The 21,666-nt window shown below is 72.1% G+C and carries 24 protein-coding genes and 1 riboswitch; of the genes, 12 read left to right on the top strand and 12 right to left on the bottom strand.

All coding sequences use genetic code 11. The features are described from left to right. Positions 1-90: 90 nt before the first annotated feature. Both LNK82_RS07535 and LNK82_RS07530 read right to left on the bottom strand, forming a co-directional pair. A complete protein-coding gene (locus LNK82_RS07535; RefSeq protein ID WP_308257182.1) occupies positions 91-882 on the bottom strand; it encodes a SigB/SigF/SigG family RNA polymerase sigma factor in 792 nt (263 codons plus the stop codon). Further along, positions 879-1,310 carry an ATP-binding protein gene (locus LNK82_RS07530; protein WP_230566216.1) on the bottom strand — a complete coding sequence of 144 codons (432 nt, stop codon included), beginning with the start codon at positions 1,308-1,310 and terminating at the stop codon, positions 879-881. Before LNK82_RS07530 ends, LNK82_RS07535 begins: the two co-directional genes overlap by 4 nt. Positions 1,311-1,435: 125 nt before the next feature. Between LNK82_RS07530 and LNK82_RS07525 the strand changes: the two genes are divergently transcribed. After that, positions 1,436-2,191 carry an ATP-binding protein gene (locus tag LNK82_RS07525; protein ID WP_230566215.1) on the top strand — a complete coding sequence of 252 codons (756 nt, stop codon included), beginning with the start codon at positions 1,436-1,438 and terminating at the stop codon, positions 2,189-2,191. 21 nt (positions 2,192-2,212) lie between these two features. Here LNK82_RS07525 and LNK82_RS07520 read toward each other — a convergent pair whose 3' ends face one another. Next, positions 2,213-2,632 carry an STAS domain-containing protein gene (locus tag LNK82_RS07520; RefSeq protein WP_230566214.1) on the bottom strand — a complete coding sequence of 140 codons (420 nt, stop codon included), beginning with the start codon at positions 2,630-2,632 and terminating at the stop codon, positions 2,213-2,215. Positions 2,633-3,076: 444 nt separating this feature from the next. Here LNK82_RS07520 and LNK82_RS07515 point away from each other — a divergent pair, with 444 nt between their 5' ends. The 8 genes from LNK82_RS07515 to gcvP all read left to right on the top strand — a co-directional run bounded on the left by LNK82_RS07515 (position 3,077) and on the right by gcvP (position 10,852). Further along, positions 3,077-3,319 carry a hypothetical protein gene (locus tag LNK82_RS07515; RefSeq protein WP_230566213.1) on the top strand — a complete coding sequence of 81 codons (243 nt, stop codon included), beginning with the start codon at positions 3,077-3,079 and terminating at the stop codon, positions 3,317-3,319. An 81-nt stretch (positions 3,320-3,400) separates the two neighbouring features. Next, the gene (gene clsA / locus LNK82_RS07510; RefSeq protein WP_230566212.1) at positions 3,401-3,988 is read left to right on the top strand and encodes a cardiolipin synthase ClsA; all 588 of its coding nucleotides are present in this window, start codon (positions 3,401-3,403) and stop codon (positions 3,986-3,988) included. Between the two features lie 61 nt (positions 3,989-4,049). Further along, complete coding sequence (gcvH, locus tag LNK82_RS07505) at positions 4,050-4,433, top strand: glycine cleavage system protein GcvH (protein ID WP_230566211.1); 384 nt, start codon at positions 4,050-4,052, stop codon at positions 4,431-4,433. A 113-nt stretch (positions 4,434-4,546) separates the two neighbouring features. Beyond that, positions 4,547-5,008, top strand: a complete 462-nt coding sequence (gene garA / locus LNK82_RS07500; RefSeq protein ID WP_033427969.1) for a glycogen accumulation regulator GarA — start codon at positions 4,547-4,549, stop codon at positions 5,006-5,008. Positions 5,009-5,022: 14 nt separating this feature from the next. Then, positions 5,023-5,691 (top strand): transcriptional regulator FtsR, encoded by a 669-nt coding sequence (ftsR, locus tag LNK82_RS07495; protein WP_230566210.1) that lies wholly within the window; start codon positions 5,023-5,025, stop codon positions 5,689-5,691. Between the two features lie 143 nt (positions 5,692-5,834). Further along, positions 5,835-6,308, top strand: a complete 474-nt coding sequence (locus LNK82_RS07490) for a bifunctional nuclease family protein (RefSeq protein WP_053720858.1) — start codon at positions 5,835-5,837, stop codon at positions 6,306-6,308. 748 nt (positions 6,309-7,056) lie between these two features. Then, positions 7,057-7,623 (top strand): MerR family transcriptional regulator, encoded by a 567-nt coding sequence (locus LNK82_RS07485; RefSeq protein WP_308257181.1) that lies wholly within the window; start codon positions 7,057-7,059, stop codon positions 7,621-7,623. A 94-nt stretch (positions 7,624-7,717) separates the two neighbouring features. Further along, a riboswitch (glycine riboswitch) is annotated at positions 7,718-7,808 on the top strand. A 155-nt stretch (positions 7,809-7,963) separates the two neighbouring features. Further along, complete coding sequence (gcvP, locus tag LNK82_RS07480; RefSeq protein WP_230566209.1) at positions 7,964-10,852, top strand: aminomethyl-transferring glycine dehydrogenase; 2,889 nt, start codon at positions 7,964-7,966, stop codon at positions 10,850-10,852. A 236-nt stretch (positions 10,853-11,088) separates the two neighbouring features. Here gcvP and LNK82_RS07475 read toward each other — a convergent pair whose 3' ends face one another. Further along, positions 11,089-11,493 (bottom strand): DUF3224 domain-containing protein, encoded by a 405-nt coding sequence (locus LNK82_RS07475; RefSeq protein WP_230566208.1) that lies wholly within the window; start codon positions 11,491-11,493, stop codon positions 11,089-11,091. 49 nt (positions 11,494-11,542) lie between these two features. Here LNK82_RS07475 and LNK82_RS07470 point away from each other — a divergent pair, with 49 nt between their 5' ends. Continuing rightward, positions 11,543-12,502: a helix-turn-helix transcriptional regulator gene (locus LNK82_RS07470; RefSeq protein WP_230566207.1), complete on the top strand. Its 960-nt coding sequence runs from the start codon at positions 11,543-11,545 to the stop codon at positions 12,500-12,502. A gap of 60 nt (positions 12,503-12,562) precedes the next feature. Here LNK82_RS07470 and LNK82_RS07465 read toward each other — a convergent pair whose 3' ends face one another. From LNK82_RS07465 to LNK82_RS07450, 4 genes are all read right to left on the bottom strand, one after another. Then, the gene (locus tag LNK82_RS07465; RefSeq protein WP_230566206.1) at positions 12,563-13,096 is read right to left on the bottom strand and encodes a hypothetical protein; all 534 of its coding nucleotides are present in this window, start codon (positions 13,094-13,096) and stop codon (positions 12,563-12,565) included. A gap of 371 nt (positions 13,097-13,467) precedes the next feature. Beyond that, entirely contained in the window at positions 13,468-15,249 is a 1,782-nt protein-coding gene (locus tag LNK82_RS07460) for a substrate-binding domain-containing protein (RefSeq protein WP_230566205.1), read from the bottom strand. 98 nt (positions 15,250-15,347) lie between these two features. Further along, the gene (locus LNK82_RS07455) at positions 15,348-16,232 is read right to left on the bottom strand and encodes a 3-methyladenine DNA glycosylase (RefSeq protein ID WP_230566204.1); all 885 of its coding nucleotides are present in this window, start codon (positions 16,230-16,232) and stop codon (positions 15,348-15,350) included. Between the two features lie 6 nt (positions 16,233-16,238). Next, positions 16,239-17,138, bottom strand: a complete 900-nt coding sequence (locus LNK82_RS07450; protein WP_230566203.1) for an ArsR/SmtB family transcription factor — start codon at positions 17,136-17,138, stop codon at positions 16,239-16,241. Between the two features lie 59 nt (positions 17,139-17,197). Between LNK82_RS07450 and LNK82_RS07445 the strand changes: the two genes are divergently transcribed. After that, the gene (locus LNK82_RS07445; protein WP_230566202.1) at positions 17,198-18,442 is read left to right on the top strand and encodes an MFS transporter; all 1,245 of its coding nucleotides are present in this window, start codon (positions 17,198-17,200) and stop codon (positions 18,440-18,442) included. Between the two features lie 92 nt (positions 18,443-18,534). On the opposite strand, the gene LNK82_RS07440 is transcribed toward LNK82_RS07445, so the two are convergent. The 3 genes from LNK82_RS07440 to LNK82_RS07430 form a co-directional block, all read right to left on the bottom strand. Continuing rightward, positions 18,535-18,807, bottom strand: a complete 273-nt coding sequence (locus LNK82_RS07440; RefSeq protein WP_230566201.1) for a hypothetical protein — start codon at positions 18,805-18,807, stop codon at positions 18,535-18,537. 61 nt (positions 18,808-18,868) lie between these two features. Then, entirely contained in the window at positions 18,869-19,804 is a 936-nt protein-coding gene (locus tag LNK82_RS07435; RefSeq protein ID WP_230566200.1) for a CU044_5270 family protein, read from the bottom strand. Beyond that, a complete protein-coding gene (locus LNK82_RS07430; protein WP_230566199.1) occupies positions 19,797-20,369 on the bottom strand; it encodes an RNA polymerase sigma factor in 573 nt (190 codons plus the stop codon). The genes LNK82_RS07435 and LNK82_RS07430 overlap by 8 nt, the downstream gene beginning before the upstream one ends. Positions 20,370-20,527: 158 nt before the next feature. Here LNK82_RS07430 and LNK82_RS07425 point away from each other — a divergent pair, with 158 nt between their 5' ends. Then, positions 20,528-21,193 (top strand): LmbU family transcriptional regulator, encoded by a 666-nt coding sequence (locus LNK82_RS07425; RefSeq protein WP_308257180.1) that lies wholly within the window; start codon positions 20,528-20,530, stop codon positions 21,191-21,193. Here the strand turns inward: LNK82_RS07425 and LNK82_RS07420 are convergent. Then, positions 21,162-21,620, bottom strand: a complete 459-nt coding sequence (locus LNK82_RS07420; protein ID WP_230566198.1) for a nuclear transport factor 2 family protein — start codon at positions 21,618-21,620, stop codon at positions 21,162-21,164. The two genes, LNK82_RS07425 and LNK82_RS07420, sit on opposite strands and share 32 nt — an antisense overlap. Positions 21,621-21,666 lie beyond the last annotated feature (46 nt).

The raw sequence follows: 21,666 nt of genomic DNA, 5'->3' as shown, positions 1-21,666 counted from the left end.
CCCCCCCAGGCCCCCCGCCCCCCCCCCCCGGGGGGGGGCCCCCCCCCGGGGGGGGGGGGGGCCCCCCCCCCCCGCGTCGTCGCACCGGTCCTACTCGGTCAACCCCTCGCGCAGCTGCCGCAGCGTCTTGGCCAGCAGCCGCGACACGTGCATCTGCGAGATGCCGACCTTCTGCGCGATCTGGGTCTGCGTCATGTTCCCGAAGAACCGCATCACCACGATCTTGCGCTCCCGCTCCGGCAACTTCTCCAGCAACGGGTGCAGCGCCTCGCGCTGCTCGATCGCCTCCAGCTCCGGGTCCTCCTCGCCGAGCGTGCTGCCCAGCGAGATGGAGCTGTCGTCGGCCACGAGCAGGTCGTCCAGCGACGCGCTGTGGTAGGCGTTGCCGGCCGCCAGTCCTTCGTGGATCTCCTCCCGGCTCAACCCCAGGTGCTGCGCCAGCTCGCTGGGCGTCGGCGCGCGGCCCAGCTCCTGCGACAGCCGCGCCGACCCGGCGTTGATCGCCAGGTGCAGCTCCTTGAGCCGCCGCGGCATCCGCACCGACCAGCTGGAGTCCCGGAAGTACTTCCGGACCTCGCCCATGATCGTCGGCACCGCGAACGACAGGAAGTCGCTGCCGCGTTCCGGGTCGAACCGGTCCACGGCGTTGATCAACCCGACCGTGGCCACCTGCACCAGGTCGTCGTGCGGCTCGCCGCGGTGGCCGAACCGCCGGGCGATGTGCTTGGCCACGGGCAGGTGCTCGGTCACCAGCTCGTCGCGCAGCCGCTCCCGCTCCGGGTCGTCCTTCGCGGTCGCGGCCAGCCGGACGAACAGCGGCGCCAGGTGGTCGTAGTCACCCTGGGTGCCGGACCGCGTCGTGCCCCCGTCCGTCCCCGTCACGCATCCACCGTCCCCAGCGACCGCTTGACCAGGTCGATGTGCACCTCGAACGCGTCCGCCTGCGGCGCGACCCACGTCGTCACCGAGTCGACCAACGCGCTCAGCACCCGCCAGCCGAAGCTGTCCCGGTCCGGCGGCGCCGACCGCTGCGAGTCCACCTTGGTGAACACCTGCACCGAACCGTCCACCACCAAGAACTGGGCGCTGAGCACCGCACCCTGCGCGGCCAGCGAGATCAGGGTCGAGCACGCCTCGTCGACCGCCAGCTTCAAGTCCTCGATGGAGTCAAGGTCGAAGTCCTGCCGCATGGCGATGTCCGCCGCCACGGCTCGGACGATCGACAGCTGCGTGGGGTCGGCCGCCATCCGCAACTCGACCCCGGCCAGGGCGTTATCCGACTCACCGCTTCGCGGCTCAGTGTGCGACACGCTCACCTCGTCGTCCGTTCTGTCTCGTTGTGCTGCTGAAGCTATCGATACCCGAATTGATCGTCGTTCACACGTGTAGCGGGCGTGCGGGCCGGGAAGACTGACTGGTGCGACGGGGAGGCCCTTTGACCGATCAACTCGCGGACCACCACTGGGGTGTGGAGTTCCCGGCACAGCCCGGGCAGCTCGCCGTGGTACGTGCCCGACTCGACGCCTGGCTGACCGCCGAAGGGCTGGCGGAGGACGACCGCTACGACCTGCTCCTCGCGGTCAACGAGGCCGCCAGCAACGCCGTGGAGCACGCCTACCCGCCCGACGAGCTCGGTCTCGTCCACATCGAAGCCGCCGCCAGGCCCGACGGCAGCGTGCGCGTCGTCGTCACCGACCACGGCGGCTGGCGCGTGCCGCCGCCCACCCTGACCGCCCGCGGTCGCGGGCTGCTGCTCATGCGCGAGAACGTCGACGAGGTGCTGGTCGACCGCGGTGCGTCCGGCACCACCGTCACCCTGGTCCTCGGTCCGCGCCACCGGGCTCGCGGCACGGTGCTCGCCCCGCCGCCACCCGCCGATCCGGTGGACGTGACCCCCCGTGACGGGTGGGTGGAAGTGCACGTTCGCGGCGACGTGCCGGCGCACGCCGCGCCCGCCGTCCGTCGCCGCATCCTGACCGCCGCACGGGGCGGGACCGTACCGGTGGTCGTCGACCTGCGCGCGTTGGGCGAGCGCAGCGAAGGCCTGATCCGCAGCCTGCGCGCCGTCGCCGAGGCCGCCGCCGCGGCGGGCAACCGGGTCGTCGTGCGCGCACCCGAAGACGGCCACGCCCGCCGCGCACTCGTCGCGGCGGGCGTGGACCAAGTCGTCGACCTCGTGCCGCACGTCTAGCCCCGGTCCGTCATCGGAGCCTCACCGGGACTCGTCGGCCTCCAGCGCCTGCTCGACCGACTCGAACACGCTGAACACCTCGCCCAGGCCGGTCGCGGCCAGCGGTCGGGTCACGGCGCGTTCCACCGCCACGACGCGGAACGCCCCGCCACGGCGCTTGGCGTGCTGCGACGCCTCCACCAGCACCGCGAGACCGGCCGAGCCGAGGAAGCTCACACCCGACAGGTCCAGCACCAGCGTGCTGCCCGCGTCGAGGTGTCGCAAAGCGTCCGCCCGCAGCTGCGGCGCGGTGAGCATGTCGATCTCACCGCTGACCGCCAGCACGGTGACGCCTTCGGTCGCGGTGCGCGCGGCGAGCCCGAGCTGCCCGGCCCGCGGGCTCTCGGCCGCGGCGGACTCGGCTCCGCTCGTCGCCACGACGTTCGGATCCTGAACCGTCACGAGGCACTCCTCTTCAGCTGGTACCGCTGGGTGGGAAGCCCGGACGCACCGAATGTGCGCGCACCGCAGAACAGCAGCGTGGCGGAAACGTTTCCCCGCTAGCCGGACTTCCCGGCGCGGCTGTTGGCTCAACCGCTGCGCCACCCACCGTACGTAGCCCGTCGCGGCACCACAAGCGCGCGGGTGGCGCCCTGATAGGCACCAGTGTAGTGCGCAGTTCGCTGTGCGGTGGACGACGGACGGTGAACGGTTTGGTGCCGGCGGGGCCGGTTACACCTCGGGGGAAGCGTTCCCGCCCCTGGCGCGCAACTGGGCGACGCAACCGCCCGCCGGCCGGAATCGGGCATGAATGAGGAGGTGGTCTCGACCACAGTCGCGCAGAATCGGGTGACGGGGATAACGCCGCGAGAGCCGTGAGCGACAACCCTGGTGGAGGGATTTCACATGAGCACCAGAACGGAAACCGAGTCCGAGCCCGCGAAGCGCGGGGCGGCGCGTGCCGGCACCACAGGCGCGGCGGCGCTGCCCACAGCCCCCTGCAGCGTGGTGTGGAGCAAGGGCCACGCCTACGTGCTCGAAGGTTTCCGGGCCCGCTGGGTGGGCGTCGACGACCGGGGTCGTCCGCAGGCGCTCAGCGGTGACGAACTGCAACGCCGCGGCTGGAGCCGCACCCGTTCGAACAACTGAGCGCCGGCGCGGGCGAGCCCGAGGGGACCGCACCGCGAGTCGACGACCGGGGCACGCCGGGCGGCCATCTACAGTGCGGACGTGTCGCACGATCCAGCCGACCGGCTGCTGACCATCCCGAACGCGCTGAGCGTGTTGCGGTTGCTCGGCGTGCCCCTGTTCCTGTACCTGCTGCTCGGGCCGCACGCCGACGGTTGGGCGCTGGTCGTGCTGGTCGCGGCGGGGCTGTCCGACTGGCTCGACGGCAAGATCGCCCGCTGGCTCGACCAGGCCAGCAGGCTCGGCGCCCTGCTCGACCCGGCCGCCGACCGCCTCTACATCCTCGCCACGCTGGTCGCGTTCGTCGTGCGCGGCATCGTGCCCTGGTGGGTGGCGGTGGTGCTGGTCGCCCGCGAGCTCGTCGTCGGCGTCTGCCTGCCCGTGCTCCGGGCCCGCGGCTACGGCCCGTTCGAGGTCAACTACCTCGGCAAGGCGGCCACGTTCAACCTGCTCTACGCGTTCCCCATGCTCCTGCTCGCCCAGGGCTCCTCGACGGCCGCCCAGGTCGCCCGTCCGGTGGCGTACGCGTTCATGGTCTGGGGAGGAGCCTTGTACCTGTGGTCGGGCGTGCTGTACGTGTACCAGTTCGCCCTCGCCATGCGGCGACGGCCGGGTGTCGCGCCGGCCTGAACGTCGACGTGGGAAGATCCGGCGGAGCGTTGATCCACCGTCATTGAAGGAGCACACCGCGGTGATTCCCGAGGAGCTCAAGTACACCGAGGAACATGAGTGGGTGCTGCGCACCGGTGAGGACACCGTGCGCGTGGGCATCACCGACTACGCCCAGGAACAACTGGGTGACGTGGTGTTCGTCCAGCTCCCGGAACTCGGCGAGCAGGTCGCGGCCGGGCAGACCCTGGGCGAGGTGGAGTCGACCAAGAGCGTGTCGGACATCTACGCGCCCCTCGCCGGCGAGGTCGTCGCCCGCAACGACTCGCTCGACCAGCAGCCCGACCTGGTGAACTCCGACCCGTACGGCGAGGGTTGGATGGTGGAATTGCGGCTGGAGGACCCCACCGCGGTCGACGACCTGCTCGACGCCGCCGCGTACCAGGAGCTGGTGGCAGCGGAGTGACGTCGATCTTCCGGCGGCTCTTCGGTCGGTGGGGGAGCCGCTCCTCAGACAAGGGTTCGGGCACGATAGGTTCTAGCGGTCTCGACGGTTCCAGCAGCAGGAGGAGAGCTCAGGTGAGCACGAACGACGGGCCAGGCGTTCCGCCCGAGCAGTCCCCGGAGCGGACCTCCGTGTTCCGGGCCGACTTCCTCGCCGAGGTCGAGGGCGCCGAGGCGCCCGCCCAGGAGCCGGCCGTCGCGGGTGTCGACGCACTGCCCGCCGGATCGGCGCTGCTCGTGGTCAAGCGCGGCCCCAACGCGGGGTCGAGGTTCCTGCTGGACCGCGACACGACCAGCGCGGGGCGGCACCCCGACAGCGACATCTTCCTCGACGACGTGACGGTCTCCCGCCGCCACGCCGAGTTCCGCCGCGAGGGCGGTGAGTTCGTGGTCATCGACGTGGGCAGCCTCAACGGCACCTACGTCAACCGCGAGCCCGTCGACCAGGCGGTCCTGGCGAACGGCGACGAGGTGCAGATCGGCAAGTTCCGCCTCGTGTTCCTGACCGGTCCGGGCGCCGGGGGCCAGGGGGCCTGAGCGATGGGGCTCCGGTGACGGCGGCCGGGCGGCCACGCGGGGGGTTGAGCATCGGGGCGGTGCTGGCGCAGTTGCGGCCCGACTTCCCCGACGTCACCATCTCCAAGATCCGATTCCTGGAGTCGGAGGGCTTGGTCCGCCCGGCGCGCACGGCCTCGGGGTACCGGCAGTTCACGTCCGCCGACGTGGACCGCCTGCGGTACATCCTGTCCGCCCAACGGGACAGGTACCTGCCGCTGAAGGTCATCAAGGAGCAGTTGGACGCGGCCGACCAGGGCGCGTCGAAGGCGATGCGCGCGGTCGACCTCTCACCGGCCGCCGGGCACCGGGTCACCCGCGAGGACCTGCTGGCGCGGGCGGGCATCGAGCCGGGAGTGCTGGCGGACCTGGAGCAGCACGGCCTGATCAGGCCTGGTGCGGGCGGGTTCTACGACCACGAGGCGGTGCAGATCGCCTCGACCGTGCGCGCGATGGCCGAGCACGGCCTGGACGCGCGCCACCTGCGCCCGTTCCGCCTCGCGGCCGACCGCGAGGTCGGGTTGGTGGAGCAGGTCGTCGCGCACCGGCAACGCGACCGTGAAGACGTCGTGCGCGAGTTGGCGACGCTCTCCGTAACGCTGCACGCACTCTTGGTGAAGGTCGGCTTGCGAGAGGTCGTCGGACGCCCTGTTTCGCCGAGGTGAACGCGTGTCCGCATCGTGATCCGAAGCGGGCGGGCGGTTGCGCACAGGGCCCGCTTGGCGGGTAGCGTCGAAAGAGTACGTGGGGGATCCTCGTTGGTAGCGGGGACGCCAGAATTTCAGCGCGCTGAGGGAGGCGAGACCCGATGAGCGAAATGCGCGTCGTCGGCGTGCGGGTGGAACTGCCCGCCAACCAGCCGATCCTGCTGCTGCGCGAAACCGAGGGCGAACGGTACCTGCCGATCTGGATCGGATCGGTCGAGGCCACGGCGATCGCGTTGGAGCAGCAAGGTGTCCGTCCTGCCCGGCCGTTGACGCACGACCTGCTCAAGGACGTCATCGGAGCCCTCGGCCGGCAGCTGGAGCAGGTGCGGATCACGGACTTGCAGGAAGGCACGTACTTCGCGGAACTCGTCTTCGACGGCGACATCCGCGTCTCCGCCCGGCCGAGCGACTCGGTCGCCCTGGCCCTGCGGATCGGCGTGCCGATCCACGCGGAGGAGTCGGTCCTGGCGGAAGCGGGCCTCATCATCCCGGACGAGCAGGAGGACGAGGTCGAGAAGTTCCGAGAGTTCCTGGACTCCGTCTCGCCCGAAGACTTCCGCGGCGCCGACACGTAGCTCGGCCACCCCCGCCACCGCTCCGACTGCCCCCTCCCGCCCACTGGCACGCCTACCCGCCCACTGGCGGGCCTTACCCATCAACTGGCACGCCTTCGCCCTCCCAAAAGGAGGGCTTCGCGTCATCCCGCCGACCTGGCTCCGCCCTGCCGCGCGTGTCGAGCGGGCCGTTCACCTATACCTGTCGGCGTGCACTGATGCCCGCCCCCTCGACGCGGGTGGTAGCCCGTAGGGAGGTCGGTGGGATGACACGAAACCCGGACCAACAACGGACCCGGAACAGAACCACCGAACCAAGGGTCGTCCTGCCGATCTGCCCGTCCGGCGAGGACGCTCTTGATCTCTTGGGCCACGCCGCTCTCCACCACCCCGCGAAGGGCCGGCCCAGCAGCCCCACGCCATGAACGGCCCTCCGCGAGCGTGTGCGGTGCGTTGTGGATCAACCCCGCGTGCCACCTCCAGGTGTCACGCCTCCGAGTTACACACCGTTAACCACCCCCCGCTAAACGATCACTAAACGTCACCCGAATGGCTTACGACAGGCGAGTCTCTCAACCTCAACCTCACGTTGAGGCAAGACACGCCCAGCGCGTCGCGTTGACCTGCCCCCTACCCGGTCTTACCGTCGAACTCAGGTGAATTGCCACGGTGTGATTCGGGTGCTGCCGGACTTCGGTCGCCGCCGAGCGCACCGCGGCGGCTTCACGTTGGTCGCCGGTCGTCGTGACCGGACCGAGGGGAGGCAGGCGTGGTCGAGGAAGCGCCCATCCGGGCCGGATCCGGCGAACAGGGTGAGCTGTTCCCGGACTCCTCGCTGCCGGACGAACTGGTCGGGTACCGCGGCCCCGCCGCGTGCCAGATCGCGGGCATCACCTACCGCCAGCTGGACTACTGGGCGCGCACGGGGTTGGTCAACCCGACGATAAGGAGTGCCCACGGCTCCGGCAGTCAACGGCTCTACTCGTTCAAGGACATCCTGGTCCTCAAGGTCGTCAAGCGGCTGCTGGACACCGGTGTCTCGTTGCAGAACATCCGGGTCGCGGTCGACCACCTGCGTCGCCGCGGCGTGCAGGACCTGGCCCGGATCACGTTGTTCAGCGACGGCACCACCGTCTACGAGTGCACGTCGCCGGAGGAGGTGGTCGACCTGCTCCAAGGCGGACAAGGGGTGTTCGGCATCGCGGTCTCCGGCGCGATGCGGGAGATCAGCGGCACGATCCACGACTTCCCCGCCGAACGCGCGGACGGCGCCGAGATCGTGGAGCCGGCCGACGACGAGCTGTCCCGTCGCCGCCGCACGAGGGCCATCGGCTGACCGGCCGCGAACGACCGGCGCGCGCGGTGAGATCCACGTCGCGCCGGCGGTACCGCTCACCCATCTGCCGGGTACGATTTCGCGCGTAGTCGCTTTATCCCGTGCGGGAGAGTCCGAGCCAGTCTCGGCGCCGAAGGAGCAAATCCTCCCCGGAACCTCTCAGGCGCAAGGACCGTGCGGGTGAGACGCCTCTGGAAAGCGGGTCGGCCACCACCGACCGACCCCGCCGACGGTGCAAACCCGCCAGCCGGGTGAAGCTCTCAGGCGCCCGCCGCCGGGCAGAAGACAGAGGGGGAGGGCAACGGCAGAAGTCTGTCCGGAGCCCTGGAGGCCAGCACCGATGACGCAGGACCGCATCCCCCTCGCCGCACTCGAGCACGGCACCCCGTTCGCCGACCGGCACGTGGGCCCGCGCCCCGCCGAGCTGGCCCGCATCCTCGACGTGATCGGCGTCGGCTCGCTGGAGGAGCTGGCGCAGCACGCCGTCCCCGAGTCGATCCGCGAGCGCGACCTGGTGCTGGACCTGCCCGCGCCCGCCACCGAGACCGAGGCGCTGGCCGAGCTGCGCGCCCTCGCCTCCCGCAACCGCCCGATGACGCAGATGATCGGGCTCGGCTACTACGGCACGACCACGCCGCCGGTGATCCGCCGCAACGTGCTCGAGAGCCCCGCCTGGTACACCGCGTACACGCCCTACCAGCCGGAGATCTCCCAGGGCCGCCTCGAAGCCCTGCTGAACTTCCAGACGATGGTCGCCGACCTGACCGGCCTGCCGCTGGCCAACGCCTCGATGCTGGACGAGTCCACCGCCGCCGCCGAGGCGATGACGCTGGTCCGCCGCGCGGGGCGGTCCAAGTCGGACAAGTTCGTGGTGGACGCCGACACGCTGCCGCAGACGCTGGCCGTCATCGAGACGCGCGCCGAGCCGCTGGGCATCGAGGTCGTCACCGCCGACCTGTCGCAGGGCATCGAGGGACTCGGCCTCGGCGGCGACTTCTTCGGCGTGCTGCTGTCCTACCCCGGCGCGTCCGGCGTGGTGCGCGACCACGCGGCGGTCGTCGAGGAGATCCACAAGGCGGGCGCGCAGGCCGTGGTCGCCGCCGACCTGCTGGCGTTGACGCTGCTGCGCCCGCCCGGCGAGATCGGCGCGGACGTCGTCATCGGCACCACGCAGCGCTTCGGCGTGCCGATCGGGTTCGGCGGGCCGCACGCGGGCTACATGGCCGTGCGCCAGGGCCTGGAGCGGCAGCTGCCCGGCCGGCTCGTCGGCGTCTCGGTCGACGCGGACGGCTCGCTCGCCTACCGCCTCGCCCTGCAGACGCGTGAGCAGCACATCCGCCGCGAGAAGGCGACCAGCAACATCTGCACCGCGCAGGTCCTGCTCGCGGTGATCGCGTCGATGTACGCGGTGTACCACGGCCCGGAGGGCCTGAAGGCGATCGCGTCCCGCGCGCACCGGATGGCGACCGTGCTGGCCGCCGGCCTGCTGGAGGGCGGCGTCGAGATCGTGCACGGCGAGTTCTTCGACACCGTGCGCGCCCGGGTGGAGGGCCGCGCCGCCGCCGTCGTCTCCGCCGCGCGCGACCTCGGCCTGAACCTGTGGCAGGTCGACGACGACGTGGTGTCCATCGCGTGCGACGAGACCACCACGCGCGAGCACCTCGTCGCGGTGTGGAAGGCGTTCGGCGTCACCGTGTCCGACGTGGACGGCCTGGACGCCGACACCGCCGACGGCATCCCCGCCGACCTGCGCCGCACCAGCGACTACCTGACCCACCCGGTGTTCCACTCGCACCGCTCGGAGACCGCGCTGCTGCGCTACTTGCGCGCGTTGTCGGACAAGGACGTCGCGCTGGACCGCAGCATGATCCCGCTGGGCTCGTGCACGATGAAGCTCAACGCCACGGCCGAGATGGAGCCGGTCACCTGGCCGGAGTTCGCCGACCTGCACCCGTTCGCGCCCGCGTCGGACGCGGAAGGGCTGCTGAGCATCGTCGGTGACCTGGAGCGGTGGCTGGCCGAGGTCACCGGGTACGACGCGGTGTCGTTGCAGCCGAACGCGGGCAGCCAGGGCGAGTTCGCGGGCCTGCTGGCGATCCGCGCCTACCACCGCGCCAACGGCGACGACCACCGCGACGTGTGCCTGATCCCGTCCAGCGCGCACGGCACCAACGCCGCGTCCGCCGTGATGGCCGGGATGCGGGTCGTGGTCGTCAAGTGCGACGACCACGGCAACGTGGACATCGAGCACCTGCGCTCGACGATCGACGCGCACCGCGACGACCTCGCCGCGATCATGATCACGTACCCGTCGACGCACGGCGTGTACGAGGACACCGTGCGCGAGGTGTGCGGGCTGGTGCACGACGCCGGTGGCCAGGTGTACGTGGACGGTGCGAACCTCAACGCGCTGATCGGGTTGGCGCAGTACGGCAAGTTCGGGTCGGACGTGTCGCACCTGAACCTGCACAAGACGTTCTGCATCCCGCACGGCGGCGGTGGTCCGGGTGTCGGGCCGATCGGCGTGCGCTCCCACCTCGCGCCGTTCCTGCCGAACCACCCGTTGCAGCCGGCGGCCGGCCCCGCGACCGGTGTCGGTCCGATCAGCGCCGCGCCGTGGGGTTCGGCGTCGATCCTGCCGATCTCGTGGGCGTACGTGCGGATGATGGGCGCGGACGGCCTCCGCCGCGCCACCCTCACCGCCGTGGCGGCGGCGAACTACGTGGCCCGCCGCCTGGACGAGCACTTCCCGGTGCTCTACACCGGCGAGGGCGGTTTCGTGGCCCACGAGTGCATCCTCGACCTGCGGCCGATCACCAAGGCGACCGGCGTGACCGTGGACGACGTGGCGAAGCGGCTGGCCGACTACGGGCTGCACGCGCCGACCATGTCGTTCCCGGTGGCGGGCACGCTCATGGTGGAGCCGACGGAGAGCGAGGACCTGGGCGAGATCGACCGGTTCATCGACGCGATGATCGCGATCCGGCACGAGATCGACCGCGTCGGCTCGGGCGAGTGGCCGGCCGAGGACAACCCGCTGCGCAACGCGCCGCACACGGCGGCCTCCATCGCGACCGAGTGGGACCACCCGTACAGCCGCGAGGTGGCGGTGTTCCCGGCGGGCACGTCGGCCCCGAAGATCTGGCCCCCGGTGCGCCGCATCGACGGCGCCAAGGGCGACCGCAACCTGGTCTGCTCCTGCCCGCCGGTCTCGGCTTACGGCGGCTGAGGACCGCGGCGCCGCACGGGAACCCGGGGGGGCCCGGGGACCGGGGCCGCCCCGGGGGGTGCGGCCGGCGGCGCCGACGGGGAACCGGGGGGGACGGGGTTCCGGTGCGCCGCCGTCGTGGGCCGGCCGGCGCGCACATCGGGCTGCCCACGACGAAGCCCTCCCACTGAGCAGGTCGCGCGGACAAGGCGAGTGATTACGCGCTGTCACCCGATCGGGTCGCCGAACATCGGCGATCAGGCGAACTCGTAGTCCAGTTCGAACCGGCCCGGCTCGCCGGCGGCCCACGTGATCCGGCCCGTGCCCTTAAGGCCCGCCAGGTCTCCCGTGGCGGAGGTGACCGTGACGGTGGCGTCCGCGACGCCGTCGTGGAAGCCGCCGACGTGGTGGAGGACGAAACTGCCCGTGCGACCGTTCAAGGTGCCGGTGACGACCTCGTAGCCCGTGGAGGCGCAGGAGTCGTCGTCCGGGTACGACATGACGAAGCGCAGGTCGCCCACGGCTTCCAGGTCACCGGTGTACGTGGCCGTCATGCCGCCGACCGTCTGCTTCGGGCCGGTGACCTCGTCGTAGCGCTTGCCGTCCCACGTGTGCTCGTCCCAGCTCTTCATCTCCGCACGTGCGGTGGCGTGTGTGCTCATGGGGTGAAGCCTGCCTGGCATACCTGACAGGTCCTGTCAGGATGGGGGAATGCGCGCCAGTCGGTTGCTGTCCCTGCTCCTCCTGCTCCAGTCGCGCGGCCGGATGACGGCGCAGGAGCTGGCGGACGAGCTGGAGGTCTCGGTCCGCACCGTGTACCGAGACGTGGAGGCGCTCGGCGCGTCCGGCGTGCCCGTGTACGCCGACCGCGGACCGGCGGGCGGCTACCAGCTGGTCGACGGCTACCGCACCCGGCTCACCGGGCTGACCACCGAGGAGGCCGACTCGCTGTTCCTGGCGGGCATGCCCGGCCCGGCGGCGGAACTCGGGTTGGGCGCGGTGGTGGCGGCGGCGCAGCTCAAGGTGCTCGCCGCGCTGCCGCCGGAGCTGCGGTCGCGGGCGGCGCGGATCCGGGAGAGGTTCCACCTGGACGCGCCCGGCTGGTTCCGCGGCAACGAGGGCACGCCGCACGTGGCCGGGATCGCGGAGGCGGTGTGGCAGCAGCGGCGGCTGCGGATCCGGTACGTGCGGTGGGCGCAGGTCGAGGTGGAGCGGACGGTGGAGCCGCTCGGGCTCGTGCTCAAGGCCGGCACCTGGTACCTCGTCGCCCGGACGGACGGCCTGCGCACGTACCGGGTCTCGCGGGTGCTGGAGCTGACCGCGCTGGACGAGTCGTTCGACCGCCCGGAGGGGTTCGACCTGGTCGAGTACTGGGCCGGCTGGTCGGAGCGGTTCGAGGAGCGCATGTACCCGATGCGGGTCACGGTCCGGATGACGCCGAACGGCCTCAAGAGCGCCCGGGTCCTGCTCGGCCTCACCGCCGCCCGGGAGTTGAAGGACGTGGAACCGCAAGGGGAGTGGACGACCGTTCGGGTGCCGGTCGAGTCGTTGGAGCACGCGCTGGTGGACCTGCTGCGCCTCGGCCCTGAAGTCGACGTGTTGGAGCCGCCGGAGCTGCGCGACCGCGTCATCGCCCGGATCACCGCGATGGCGGCCGTCTACCGAAGCTGACCGGCATCGACCGGCTAGGAGGCGCGCCCTCGGAGCAGGGACGCGCCTCCCGGGTCGTCGTCAGTCGATCGTCGTGGCGCTGCTGTAGTTGCAGATGGCCGGCGCCATCACCTGCGCGGCGCTGCCCCACCCGGCGCACTGGTACGACGAGTGGCCGTACCAGTTGTGGCCGAACTCGTGGGCGGCCAGCAGGGCGTCGTCGTTCACGCCGCCCATGTAGAGCGCGATCCGCTGGCCCGCGCCCCAGTTGCAGCCGACCACCCGGCTGCCGCCGCCGCAGTCGGTGATGTAGCCGTTGCGGCACTCGACCGGGGTGCCGCTGGAGCTCTCGGTCAGCCCGCTCCACGCCCGCGCGCCGGTGCGGATCGCCGACGCGTACGGCGAGCAGGAGCTGAGGATGCGGTACGTCCGGGCGTTCGGCACGGGCCACGCCGCCGCCGAGGGCCCTTCGGACAGCACGTCGGCGGGCGCCGCCGCCAATTCCACGGCACTGGTGCCGTGCCCTTCCGCGTTGAACGCGCTTTGCGAGCTCGGCGCCACGAGAACGGCGAGCACCAGCGCCAGCAGGGCAGGCGCCAAGAAGAGTTTCCTCACCTTGTTCGTCCTTTCGTGTGCAGGGGTCTCGACGTTGTGCAGGGACGTCGAAGCACTCGAAGTTACGAGACCACCGGTCGCCGATCAACCGGCTCACACCGCTGGTGATCAGCGGGGAAACGATCAGATCAAGGCCGCCGGCCTGGGTGGACGCGATTCGAAGAAAGATCGGAAATGCTTCCGGTGTGAATTTAACAGGTCGAATGGCGCGGTCCGGTCCGTCGATCGGCGCAATTCGACGCGATATCGCCACGCGCCGCAGCCGCCGTTCGCGGGAAAAGCGTCACCGCCGCGCCGGCTGCGGCCGTTCGAGTGCCGAGCAGGGCGGCGCCGGTCGCCCTCAGCAGCCGTGCCGGCCGCGTCGACCGCGATCAGTCGGCCGAGAGGAGCTGACCGAGCGCCGCGTCCACGCCACGGCCGTCCTCGACCACCGACAGCGTGCCGCCGGTGGACCGGGCCAGCTCCGACAGCGGCGCGCGCTCCGGGTCGGGACCGAGCGCGATGACGCTGATCGCGATGTCCTTGCCCGGCTGCTTGAGCGACGCGAGCCGCGACGTCAGCTCCTCGAACGTCAGCCCGCCGTCGTTCACGCCGTCGGTGAGCACCACGATGCGGTTGCGCTTGCCGTCCTGGTAGTCGGCCAGCACCCGCTCGTACACCGCGAGCACGCTGGTGTAGAGCTGGGTGGCGCTGCGGGGCGCCAGCTCGGCGACGCCGTCCAGGAGCGCCTGCCGCTGCGTGGCGACCGGGCCGGTGGCCACGAGCTGCCGGTACGGCTTGTCGCCGTCGAGCTGCCGGGAGAACTCCCACAGCCCGAGCGACCCGGACACCGACCGGTTGACCTGCCCGGACAGCGCCTGCTTCACCCAGTCCATCCGGCTGCGGCCCTCGCCGCCGGGCTCCTCCATCGACTTCGAGGTGTCCACCAGCACCGTGACGACCTGGCCGTTGTCCGCGGTCGCCCACGCGGCCGAGATCTGCTGGGTCGTGTTGGCGTCGGCGGACGTGAGCGTGTCGGTGACGGCGGCCCAGCGGATGCCCGGCGACGGCTTGGGCCGCTCGGTGGTCGCCTCGACCCGCAGGCCCGCGCCGGCCAGGATCTTCTGCTGGTCGGGCCCGCGCAGGAACTCCCGGAACGCCTGCGCCGCGCGCACCTGGGCCTCGCCGACCCAGTCGCCGGCCAGCGGCACGAACGGGAAGTCCGCGATCGGCGTCGGCCCGCCCGCCGCCACCCCGTACAAGGGCTGCGACGGCGGCGTGCCGCTGTCCTTGCCGGTGTTGTGCCGGTACAGGTCCACCTCGAACACCGGCACCGCGCTGTACCCGGCCGCGTTCACCGCGTCGCCGTCGGACAGCGCCTTCAACGCCTCCCACGTGCTCGCGGGCGTGTGCTCGGGCTTGGACGCCGACAGCCGGCTCATCGTGCTCTTCACCGGTTCCAGCGCCAGCATCTCGGTGGTGACGGGGCCCTTGCCCTCGGGGCTCGCGCCGGCCAGCGCCGCCTGCACGGCCATCGCGGTGGCCGTGCTCGCGGTCGGATCGGGCATGGCGACGGTGAACCGGCCCCACTCGGGGTGGCCGAACCGGCCCCAGCCGTCGGCCGCGCCCGCGAGGTCGGGCAGGTCGGTCCAGCGGAACCCGGAGCCGGACTGCACGGCCTGCGCCGCGTCCTGGGGCAGGGCGAGCAGCACGGGGCTGGCCGCGATCGACTCGGGCACCGCGCCGAGCAGGGCGGCGTTCTGCGCGGCCAGGCGGTTGGCCCACAGCATCGAGTCGGTGACCCACGCGTGCGGCCGTTCGCCGATCTTGGCGGTGTCCCAGCCCTGGGTGAGGCCCTGGAGCACGACCTCGGAGTCGATCGACTGCACCTCGATCTGGATGCAGTGGTCGTAGACGACGGGCCGCTGCCTGCTCCACGCCTCGGCGACCTGCTTGACCGCCTCGGCCACGCTGGGCGTCGAGGAGACCCGGAGCAGCGCCTGGCCCTCGTGGCAGTCGCCCGCCTGGGCCGCGGCACGGCGTTCCACCAGCCCGCCGACCCAGTTCCAGCCGAGCCACCCGAGCACGATGAGGACCACCAAGCCGACGATGGCCACGGGCCACGTCGCGATGCCGCGCCGCACCTTCGTCCGCAGCGCGCGGTGTCGAGACATCGTCTTCCCTCTCAGCGTCCGACCGGATACGGCTGGCGAATCCCGACCGGCGTCACGCTAACAGGTGACAACGGTGAATCGGGTGAAGTCACTCCAGGTCATCGAGCGGCGACGGGCGCCGCGGCGAGCACCCGGCTCAGGTCGATCAGCCTGGCCCTCAGCGGCGCGGCGGCCTCGGCGAACGCGCCCTGCTGCCGAACGTACTCGGCCCGACCCTCGGCGGTCTCGATCGTCACCGGCTCGTAGCCGAGGTCGGTCAGGTCGTACGGGCTGGCCCGCATGTCCAGCTCGCGGATCCGCACGGCCAGCTCGAAGCAGTCCGCGACCAGCTCCGACGGCGTCGCCGGGTCCAGCTTGTAGGCCCACTTGAACAGGTCCATGTTCGCGTGCAGGCAGCCCGGCTGCTCCAGCTCGACCTGGGTCTCGCGGGTCGGCTGCACCGCGTTGCGCGGCCGTGCGTCGGGGGTGAAGAAGCGGAACGCGTCGAAGTGCCCGCACTGCACCCGGTGCGACTCGACCACCCGGTCGGTGCCCTCGCTGCCCAGCCGCAACGGCCACGCGTCGTGCCGCACCTGCTCCGGCCGCTGCCGGTAGACCATCGCCCACTCGTGCAGCCCGAAGCAGCCGAGCCGGGGCGCGCGGCCGGCGGTCGCGGCCAGCAGCCGGCCGGCGAACTCGATCGTGTTGGCCCGTTCCCGGGCGAACGCCGCCACGTCCAGCGCCACGCCGTCGGCGGTGCGGCGGTAGACGGGCCACTTCAGGTAGGCGAGCGCGGCGTCGCCTTCGAGGACCACGCCGGGACCGGGGTGCCAGCGCTCCAGCCGGGACGGGCGGTGCGAGTAGTAGGAGAACAGGAAGTCCAGCACCGGGTGCTTGCGGCCGGCGGCCTTGCGCTCGTGGTGCGGCCCGGTCCAGCGCCGCACCCGGTCCGCGTGCGCGTCACGGCGCGCGGTCCACTCGGATTGCGACAGGACGACCCCCACGAGACATCAGGGTACTTCGCCCTGGACCAGCGCCAGCCCGAGCCCGGTGCGCAACGACACCACCTCACGCCCCTCGCGGCGGCTGACCGCGAGACCCGCCGCCCGCAGCACGCCGAGGTGCTGCGACACCGCGCCCACCGTGACACCCAGCCTGGTCGCGAGCTCGGTGACGGTGCTGGGGCGTTCCAGTTCGCACAGCAGCCGGGCGCGGGTATGGCCGACCAGGCGGGCCAGCGCGTCACTCGTGGGCGCGTCCGACCGCTCCCAGAGCGAGCCGAAGCCGTGCGCGGGGTAGCAGAGCGCGAGGCGGACCGGGCTGTCGCGGAGGTAGGCGTGGGGCCAGGTGAACGCCGAGGGCACCAGCACCAGGTCGCGCTCGCCGACGTCGACGGTCCGGTCGGCCACGGTGAGGTGCGGGTTGCGGTACGAGACGTCGGCGTGCAGCTCGGCGAGCACGGTCGGTCCGCCCGCCTCGACCAGCCGCCGTCCGCGCCGTTCCACGTCGCCTTGGAGCACGCCCTCCAGCCGTGGCCAGATCGGCGCGATGATCGCGTCGTGCACGGCGTGCAGTCGTTCCTGCATGGCGGCGATGGCCGTCGGCGGGTCGGCGAGGACGCGTGGGTCGTCCACGGCCGCGGCGATCCGCTCGGGGGTGGCCTTGGCGATCGCGTCGATCTCGACCTCGACGCGTTCGGACCGCACGCCCGGGGTCGGGATGAGGAACTCCGGCACCACCGGTCTGGTCACCAGGGCGTGCAGCGGTGACCGGTCCTCGCCCAGGTCGAGCAGGCGCTTCTCGGCCCACGCGATCCAGCGCTGGTGCACCGGGGAGAGGCTCGGCGCGGCCAGCACGCGCAGGGCGGCGATCGTCTCCCAGAGGGACGAGACGGCGAAGCGGAGGGCCATGGGTTCACTACACGCTAAAACGTCGGGCGTCGCCGGCACCTGTTGGCAGGGTGTGGACCATGTCCAGGGGGTGGGTGCGGCTGCAGGCCGTCGTGGTGTCCGGTTCGGTGGCCGAGGGCCTGATGTTGTCGGTGTTGCCGTGGATCGCGGCGACGATCACGTCCGACCCGCGGCAGCTGTCGCTGGTCAACGTGGTCGGCCAGTCGCCGTGGCTGTTGTTCTCGCTGGTCGCGGGCGTGCTGATCGACAGGGTGCGGCACAGCGCCATGTTGACGTGGGCGTACGCGGTGCAGGGGAGCGCGGCGCTGTCGCTCGCGGTGGCGGGCGTGACGGGTGCGTTGAGCCTGCCGCTGCTGGTGGTCGTGGCGTTCGTGGTGACGTCGGCGCAGGTGCTCGGTGACGGCACGACGGGCGCGGTGGTGCCGGAGGTGGTGGAGCCGGGCCGGTTGGCGGCGGCGAACACGCGGCTGATCGTGATCGACCGGGGTGTGGTGCAGTTCGTCGTGCCCCCGGCGGCGGGGTTCCTGGTGGCGTTCGGCCTGGGCACGCCCGCGTGGGTGGCCTTCGTGGCGGCTCTGGTGGCGTTGCTGATGGTCCGGGGGCTGCGTTCGGCTCAGGCGGCGGTGGCGGGGTCGGCCGGGTCGGCGGTGTCGGCGTCGGCGTCGGCGAAGAAGCACCCGTTGCGTGACATCGGTGAGGGGCTGAGGTTCCTGGTCGGCACGCGGCTGCTGCTGTCGATCACGGTGGCGGTGGCGCTCGGGTCGTTCGCGGCGAGTGCCACGATGGCGATGTTCGTGCTGTACGCCAAGGAGTTGCTGGGGCTGGGCGCGGTCGGCTACGGCGTGATGCAGGCGGCGATGGCGGCCGGGTGGGTGGCGTCGTCGTTCGTGGTGGCGCGGGTGGTCGACCGGCTCGGGTACGCGTGGTCGATGCGGCTGGCCCAGGTCGGGATGGCGGCGACCATGGTGCTGTTCGTCGTGCTGCCGCCGTGGGCCTGGGCGATCGCGGCGGTGATGTTCTTCCAGACGGCGATCGTGATGGTGTGGAACGTCTGCTCGCAGTCCAGCCGGCAGCGCTTCACGCCGCCCGCGCTGCTCGGGCGGGTCCTCACCAGCCACCGGGCGCTGGCGTGGGGCCTGATGCCGCTGGGCGCGCTGGCGGGCGGTTTCGTCGCCGCGGGGTTCGGGCTGCGCGCGGTGTGGGTGATGGCCACGCTGCTCCAGGTCGGCGCCCTGATCACCGCGTGGCGCGGCCTCTCGCCGCGGGCGTTCCGGGAGGCGGAACTCGTCGCCGCCGAACGGTGACGCGCCGGCGGTAGTGCTTCGCAGGGGTCCTCACCCGGGGGACCCCTGTTTTCATTCTGCCGGCGAGGTCCGACAATTCCGGGCCGGCCGGGTCACAGCGGGGGGATCAGGCCGGGGAACTTGCGCGCGCCGACGCAGTGCGGGCACTCGCGCCCGTTGTCGACGGTTCGCGGGGTGCCCCCGATCACCGCGGACGTCGGGTTGGCGATGAACCCCGCCCCGCCGCACAGGTGGCAGATGGTGCGGGGTTCCGAGGTCACGCCGAACAGGTCGTCCTCGTCCTCGACGTCATCGTCGTCGAACCCGTCTTCGTCCTCATCGGGGTCGAAGTCGTCCTCGTCGTCGTCATCCTCACGCGGATCCACGTGACCAACCGTAGTCGGGTGGGACCGGGCGCGCCCCGGCGGACCGGTCCCACCCGCGAGGTCACGGCCGCTGCCCCGCCTGGTCCACCACGGCCTGCGCCGTGATCGCGTGGAAGTTCGTGCCGAGCAGTTCGTAGGTCTCCGTGTCGAACACGATCACCACCGGCTCGGCCTCCGGCGACGACCCCGACGGCACGGGCCACGTGATGCCGACCCCCGGCCTGCCCGCCGCGTCACGCGCGTCCGGCACCACCGCCAGCCCCGGCACGCGCGCCGCCGCCTCGTACAGCGCCGCCCTGGCCGCGGGCAGCATCCGCGACTCGTTGATCAGGGCGAGGACGTCCTTGCCGCGCGCGTTGACGCTGCCCGGCTCGCCGCTCGCGTTCGCGTCGAGGTAGGCCAGCATCCCGTCCACGTCGGTCGGCAGGTCCGCCCGGTAGGCCGGCAGCGGCTCGCACGGCTCGGTCATCCCGGGCAACACCTCGGTGCCCTTGATGACCACCGCCCGCCCGTCCTGGCAGCCGGGCAGCGGGATCCGCTCGCCGTGGTCGTGCAGGACGCCGTCCCGGGTGCCGTCGACCGAGAGCCAGATCTCCCGCGGCGCGCCACCGTTGGTCCCGGTGTCGCTGCGGGTGTAGACGAACTGGTCCGGGCGCGGTGTCACGGCGGGCTCGGCGCGGGCCGCCCTGGCGGCGAACGCCAGCAGCCGCACCGGGTCGGTCACCGGCTCGACCACCGCGGACGTGGACGTGGCCACCGCCTCACCACCCGGTGCCGGCTGCCCGGCGGGCAGCAGCGTGATCGTCGCCGCCACGGCCGCCGCCAGGCCGATCGCCGACGCGCCGACCAGCGCGTACCGGGACCGGCGCTTGCGCAGCCGCACCGGCCCCCGTTCGGCGATGCCGGCCAGCAACGCCGCCCGCGCGGGCGCCAACGCCGCCTCGTCCGGCAACGGCGTCTCGTCGCCCAGCTCGCGAAGCACCTTCAGGTCATCCATTGTTCAGCAACTCCTCGACCTCGGTGGGGTTCCGCCCGCCCAACGCCTCCCTGACCTTGCGCCGGGCCCGGTGCAAGCGGGACCGCACCGTGCCGACGGGGATCGCCAGCGCCGCCGCGACCTCCTCGTAGCCCAGCTGTTCCCACGCCACGAGCAGCAGCACGTCGCGGTCCTCGGCGGACAGCCCGTCCAGCGCGCCCGCCAACCGCGACCGCACCGCCCACGCGGTCACCTCGGCGGCGACGCGGTCCGAGTGGTCCGAGTGCTCGGCGACGTCCGCCGAGCGCTCCCGGTAACGGCGCGCCTCGTGCCTGCGGTGCTGCCCGACGAGGTTGGTCGCGATGCCGTACAGCCACGGCCGGGCGTCCGGTCTGGTCGGGTCGTAGCGCTGCCGCTTGTCGAACGCGGTCAGGAACGTCTCGGCCACGAGGTCGTCCGCGACCTGCGCGCCGAGCCTGCGCTCGAGGTACCGCCGGATGTGCGGCGCGTGCCGGTCGAAGATCGCCGCGAAGGCGTCCGGCTCGTGCCGCGACCGGTCGATGATCTCGGCGTCGGTGGGTGTCATGGTGGCCTTTCCGGCTGGTTCCCGGTGAAGGGCGGTCACCTGTTATCCGCCGCCCGGCCCGATCGGGTTCACGGTGTGAGCGGAAGTTGACCGGTGTGTGAGGACCCCTGGAGTAACAAGGACACCCATAAGCGGATCAGGGGGAGCAAGTGGACAAGGTGAACGCAGTGCAGCGCCGTCGTCCCGGCGGCGCGGTCGAAGGCCGGATCCTCACCACGCCGGTGGGGCTGGCGTTCCCGCGGGACGTCACGTTCGAGTCGTGGGAGCAGGCGGGCCAGCGGATCTCCCGCATCGCCAGCTCGTCGGCCTGGTACCTGGGTGACTGGCTGGTCTTCGGGCAGGACAAGTACACGGACCGGTACCGCCGGGCGGTCGAAGCAGTGGGGCTCGACTACCAGACGCTGCGCAACTACGCGTGGATCGCGCGCAAGTTCGAGCCGTCACGGCGTCGTCAGGGCCTGCCGTTCCAGCACCACGCCGAGGTGGCCGCGCTGCCGCCGGCCGAGCAGGACGAATGGCTCGACCGCGCCCAGCGGGAAGGCTGGTCGCGCACGGCGCTGCGCCGGGCGCTGCGGGAGAGCCGCGACCCCGGCTCGAAGTCCGAGCGGGTCGCGATGCCGCGGGTCAACCCGGGCAGCGACGCGGTGGACCGGTGGCGGCGGGCCGCGATGGCCGCCAACGCCGACTTCGAGGCGTGGATCGTGACGGCCCTCGACCGCGCCGCCGACCAGGACCTCGAGTTGGTCAGCGTGCCGCCCTTGGCGGAACTGCCGCCGGAGCGGGACGAGTACGTCAGCCTGCCCGCTGTGCGGCCGGCGTCATGATGTGCTGATTCCCGGTCGCCCACGTCGTGGTCATCGTGACCGCGTCGATGCGCCAGCCGCCGTCGGCGCGCACGAGGCCGAAGCGGTAGTGGCCGCCCAGGGTCCAGGTCGGGTCGCCGTGCGGGTTCGCCAGCACGTGCACCGCCTGGAACTGGGCGGTCACCACGGCCCGGTCGCCGTCGACCTCGACCAGGTGGTTGGACACCAGGTGCTGGGTCGCGTCGAGGCCGCCGAGCCCGGCGCGCCACCCGGCGACGACGTCGGCGGCCTTGAGCCGGGCGGGCTCGCCGCCGGTGAGGCTGGTGTAGTCGAGGTCCACCTCGTCGGCGAACACGGTGAGCAGGGCGTCCCAGTCGCGGCGGTCGGCGAACCACGCCATGCGGGTGGTCGCGTCGACGATCTCGTCGCGGTCGTTCGTGGTGATCACGACGAAGACCCTAGGCGGACGTGGCGCGGGCGCCGGAATCACGGCA

It is taken from the genome of Saccharothrix luteola, assembly GCF_020859565.1.
Classification (GTDB): domain Bacteria; phylum Actinomycetota; class Actinomycetes; order Mycobacteriales; family Pseudonocardiaceae; genus Actinosynnema; species Actinosynnema luteola.
This window is presented reverse-complemented; position numbering and strand designations above follow the sequence as displayed.